Source organism: Sphingomonas sp. (assembly GCF_019242355.1).
Classification (GTDB): domain Bacteria; phylum Pseudomonadota; class Alphaproteobacteria; order Sphingomonadales; family Sphingomonadaceae; genus Sphingomicrobium.
In genome coordinates, this window is sequence record NZ_JAFAVR010000245.1 from 1 (window position 1) to 4453 (window position 4453).

A 4453-nucleotide genomic window follows, 5' to 3' on the forward strand; every position below is an offset into this window, starting at 1 on the left:
CCGATCTCGCATGGACGACGTCGGCCTGGCTTTCCAGCTGGACGATCTTCTCGGTAAGCTCGTGCAGCCGGGCGCCGTTGCGGCCGATGTCCCGCAGCATCGGGATCGCCTCGGCCGTGCTTGCCGCGGCGTCGATGATGATCCCGACCATCTGCCGCATCTCTGGCTCGAAGGACTTGATCTCATAAAGGCTGATTGCCCGCGCAGTGTCCTGAATCTCGTCGATCGAATCGTCCATCGCGCCGATCAGCGAGGTGATCGCGCCGCGGTCGAATGGGGTCAGGAAGGTCCGCCGGACGCTGGTCAGCACCCTGCGGATGATCTCGTCCGCCTCATGCTCGCGGCTGTTGATCTCGGCGATCGGCTCCCTGTCGATCGTGCCGTTCTCCACGACGCCCCTGTCGACCAGCCTGCCCATTGCGTTCGCGGCTGCGACCAAGGTCGCGGCATGGGCTTCGAACATCCCGAAGAAGTCGCCCTTCTGCGGCAAAAGGCGCTGAAACCAACCGAACACTTGAAGTCCCCTGATTGCCCGGACGTGGCTCGTCTCGCCGCGCCCTATAGCGGCAAATGCGGGCCGCGCGACTCTGTGGGACAGTAGGGTTGCAGTTTTGTGACAACGGTTGACCCGTTTTGGGCCTCAGGTCTCCGCGTCGAGCGAGTAGCCGGCCGAGCGCACCGTGCGGATCACGTCCGGCAGGTCGGACCCGTTGAGCGCCTTGCGCAGGCGCCGCACGTGAACATCGACGGTCCGGGCGTCGATCTCCGGGTCGTGGCCCCAGACGGCGTCGAGCAGCCGGTCGCGCGAGAAGACCCGGCCCGGATTCTCCATCAGATGGTGAAGCAGCCGGTATTCGGTCGGCCCGAGCTGCACGTTCTTTCCGGCCCGGCGGACGCGATGGGCGGTCGAGTCGAGCTCGATATCGCCATAGACCAGCTTCTCGCCGGCGATCGCGGGGCGGATCCGGCGAAGCACCGCGCCGACTCGCGCCATCAGCTCGCGCGGGCTGAAGGGCTTGGTCACATAATCGTCGGCGCCGGTATCGAGGCCGCGGATCCGATCCGCCTCTTCGCCGCGCGCGGTCAGCATGATGATCGGCACAGCGGCCGTCGATCCCTTGCGCCGCAGCCGCCGGCACACCTCGATGCCCGACACGCCCTCTATCATCCAATCGAGGATGACGAGGTCGGGCACCCGCTCTTCGGCGAGGAGCAGCGCTTCCTCGCCGTCCGCGGTGCGCGCAACGTCATAACCTTCGCGGTCGAAGTGCCAGATCAGGAGGTCGGCAAGCGCCCGGTCGTCCTCGACCAGCAGCAATCTCGGCTTTTCCATCGCCATCGCGATCAGCCTCTATCCCGCGATTATGACAGTTTGATGCAAGCCCTGGATCATGCCGCGACCGGAAGCAGGATGCTGACCCGCGTCCCCTTGCCGGGTTCGCTGTCGATCATCAGCCGGCCGCGGTGCCGCTCGACGATATGCTTGACGATCGACAGCCCGAGCCCCGTGCCGCCCAGCGCCCGGCTCCGGCTGGTGTCGACGCGATAGAAGCGCTCGGTGACTCGCGGAAGGTGCTCGCGGGAGATGCCCTCACCCTGGTCCGCGACGGTCAGCCGGACCATGGGCCCGTCGGCATCGGCGCTGATCGTCACCGGGGTTCCCGGCTCTCCGTAGCGCAGGGCGTTGGTGATGAGGTTGTCGAGAACCTGGAGAATCTGGCTGCCGTCGGCGGCGATCCTGGGCAGGACCGGCGCTACCCGCCGCTCCAGGGTCGAACGACGCTCCTCCGCCATTCGGCGCGCGCTTGCGAGCGCATGGTCGATCAGCGGCTCGAGAGCGATGGCATCGGTCGGCGCCGAGAATTTCTCTGCCTCGATCCGCGACAGGGAAATCAGGTCCTCGACCACGCGCTGCATTCGTCGCGCCTCGTCATGGACGACAGCAAGGAAGCGCTCTCGGGTCGCCGGGTCGATCTCGTCCGCCTGCTCGCGCAGCGTCTCGGTATAGCCGATCAGGGTCGCCAGCGGGGTCCTCAGCTCATGGCTCGCGTTGGCGACGAAATCGACGCGCATCTGCTCGGCGGCGCGCGCCTCGCTGCGATCGACGAACCGGATGAGCGCCGTCCCGTCGCCCACCGGTGAGACGCGCATCAGCCAGTGCCGACGCGAATCGCCGAGGCCTGTCAGTTCCACTCCGTCCGCGGCGCTGGTCGGCCGCTCGATCGCCTCGAGCGCGGCCGGGTGCGAGATGACGCGCTCGACCTGCGCGCCCTCGATCGACGTTCCCAGCAATTCGCGAGCGGCCGCGTTGGCCGCGACGACCCGCCCGCGCGCCGCGATCAGGGCCGCCTCGGACAGGCCTTCGATGAGTGGCGAAGTGTCGGTAATGGTTGCCATGCCCGCCGGATACAGGATGCCCGCGATTCCGGCCAGCGCCCTAGGTTCGGCGGAAACGCCATCCCTTCGTTCGCGGTCCCGATTTCAGGACGGTCTTGCGGAACAGGTGGGATCCGATGCGGAGGATCACCGCGACCCAAATCGCCTGCCAGCAGAGCGCGAGCAGGTGCGGCCACAATTCCGGTTCCTGGGCAGCGCGCGCAAGCATCACCATCGGCGAGGACAGGGGGAAGACTGCGGCGAAGATACCCTTCGCCGAATCGGGTGCTCCAACCGCGGTTGCGGCAAAGCCGAAAATGACCACTTGCGAGAAGGTGACGGGCATCGACATGGTCTGCACTTCGCGGACGGTCGACGCCTGGGCTCCGATGGTCAGGAAAGCCGCGCCGAGCAGCAGATAGTTCATCGCGAAATAGACGATGACGAACAGCAGGAACATCGGCCATCCGACCGCCGGCGTCGGAAGGGTCGACAAGCCGCCGGTCTTCAGAAGCGCGATCGCCGCCGCGCCGCAACTCGTCCAGACGATGATCCCGACGATGCTCGCGGCAAGCATCGCGAACAGCTTGCCGACGAACAGGGAATCGATCGGCACGGCCGCGGCGACGATCTCGATGATCTTGTTCGATTTCTCTTCGATCAGCTGCGAGAGCAGCATGCCGCACAGGAGCATCGACAGGACGAACAGCACCATCTGACCGATCTGAGCCGTGATCGCGCGGTCCTTGACGAGCGATCCGGAGGACGTCTGCGTCTCGGTAATGCCGAGCGCCGCCGGCGGACCGGCCGACCGGGCATTGCCGATGATCACTCGAAGCTGGGCGACAGCCTCTGAATTGCCCTCCGGTCCGGTCAGGTGCGGCGCGGCAAGGCCGCCGGTCAGCACCGAGCGGATCGGCGGGATTCGCGTCGCCAGCAGCCTCTTGGCCTGGGCAGCGACATCGCGCTCGGGCGCATAGTGGGCGAGATGCACCAGGTCGTCATCGTCGATCGCTCCGACCAGCTGAGCGCGTGCCGCAGTGAGCGCGGCGAAATCGGGCTCCGACGAGACCACAGCGACGACCGGCTTCTCGCTCTCGGCGGCGACATGAGCGCCGATGCTTCCGAACACGCCGCCGAACAGCACCGGGAACAGCGGCCCGATCAGGAAAAGGAGGAAGGCCTTCGACAGCACCGTTGCGCCAAAGTCGCGCCGTGCGATGACATATGCGCCGCGCAACATCCGCGTCATGCCCCCGACTCCGCATGGCCCATCGCCGCCGCCGCATCACCGCCCGCGATCGCGACGAAGGCGTCGTGGAGGCCCGGCCGTTCGATTGCCAGGGTTTCGATTCCGGCGCCCCCGTCGATCAGGGCCTTGAGGAACGGCTCGGGCCCGCTCTGCGGAAGCTCGAATACCCACTCGCCGCTTTCGCGCCGGGCGCCTGCCGGGAAGACGCTGCGCCACGGACCGTCCGCTTCCCGAGTCCTCAGCCTGACGATTGGCCGCAACTGCGCGCGGGCCGCGGCGACGCTGTCGTCGAAAACCACCTTGCCCTTGGCGATGATCGCCACGCGCTCGCACAAGCGCTCGGCATGGGCGATCACGTGGGTTGAAAAGATGATCGTCACTCCGCTCGCCGCCTGTTTGCGGATCAACGCCTCGAGCTTGCCCTGGTTAATGGCATCGAGGCCGGAGAACGGTTCGTCGAGAACGATCAGTCGCGGCCGGTGAACGATGCTTCCGAGCAGCTGCACGGTCTGCGCCATGCCTTTCGAGAGGTTGCGGATCGGCTTCTTCGCCCACTCCCCGAGTCCATGTTCAGCCAGCAGCGCATCAGCCCTCGCTCGTCCGTCGCGCAGCGGGACGCCGCGCAGCGCGCCCATGAAGGCAATCGCATCCCGCGCGTGCATCGCCGGGTACAGTCCGCGCTCCTCGGGCAGGTAGCCCACCTCGGGTGCGGCATCGATCGGCCGGTCATGCCCAAGCAGCGTGCGTCGCCCGCTCGACGGGTCGATGATGCCAAGCAGCATCCGCAAGGTCGTCGTCTTGCCCGCGCCATTGGGGCCAAGCAGG

The 4453-nt window shown here is 66.9% G+C and carries 5 protein-coding genes; all 5 read right to left on the minus strand.

Annotation, left to right across the window (positions count from 1 at the left end; all coding sequences use genetic code 11):
* The coding region (locus JOZ79_RS11750) for a DUF47 family protein (protein ID WP_294074342.1) at nt 1–514 on the minus strand (514 nt) is incomplete at its 3' end.
* Nucleotides 515–640: 126 nt separating this feature from the next.
* Nucleotides 641–1333, minus strand: a complete 693-nt coding sequence (gene phoB / locus JOZ79_RS11755; RefSeq protein ID WP_294074350.1) for a phosphate regulon transcriptional regulator PhoB — start codon at nt 1331–1333, stop codon at nt 641–643.
* A 56-nt stretch (nt 1334–1389) separates the two neighbouring features.
* Complete coding sequence (locus JOZ79_RS11760; protein ID WP_294074344.1) at nt 1390–2397, minus strand: ATP-binding protein; 1008 nt, start codon at nt 2395–2397, stop codon at nt 1390–1392.
* A gap of 40 nt (nt 2398–2437) precedes the next feature.
* Entirely contained in the window at nt 2438–3628 is a 1191-nt protein-coding gene (locus JOZ79_RS11765; protein WP_294074346.1) for an ABC transporter permease, read from the minus strand.
* Nucleotides 3625–4453, minus strand: an 829-nt coding sequence (locus tag JOZ79_RS11770; protein ID WP_294074348.1) for an ATP-binding cassette domain-containing protein, incomplete at its 5' end; no start/stop codon positions are given. The genes JOZ79_RS11765 and JOZ79_RS11770, both read right to left, overlap by 4 nt.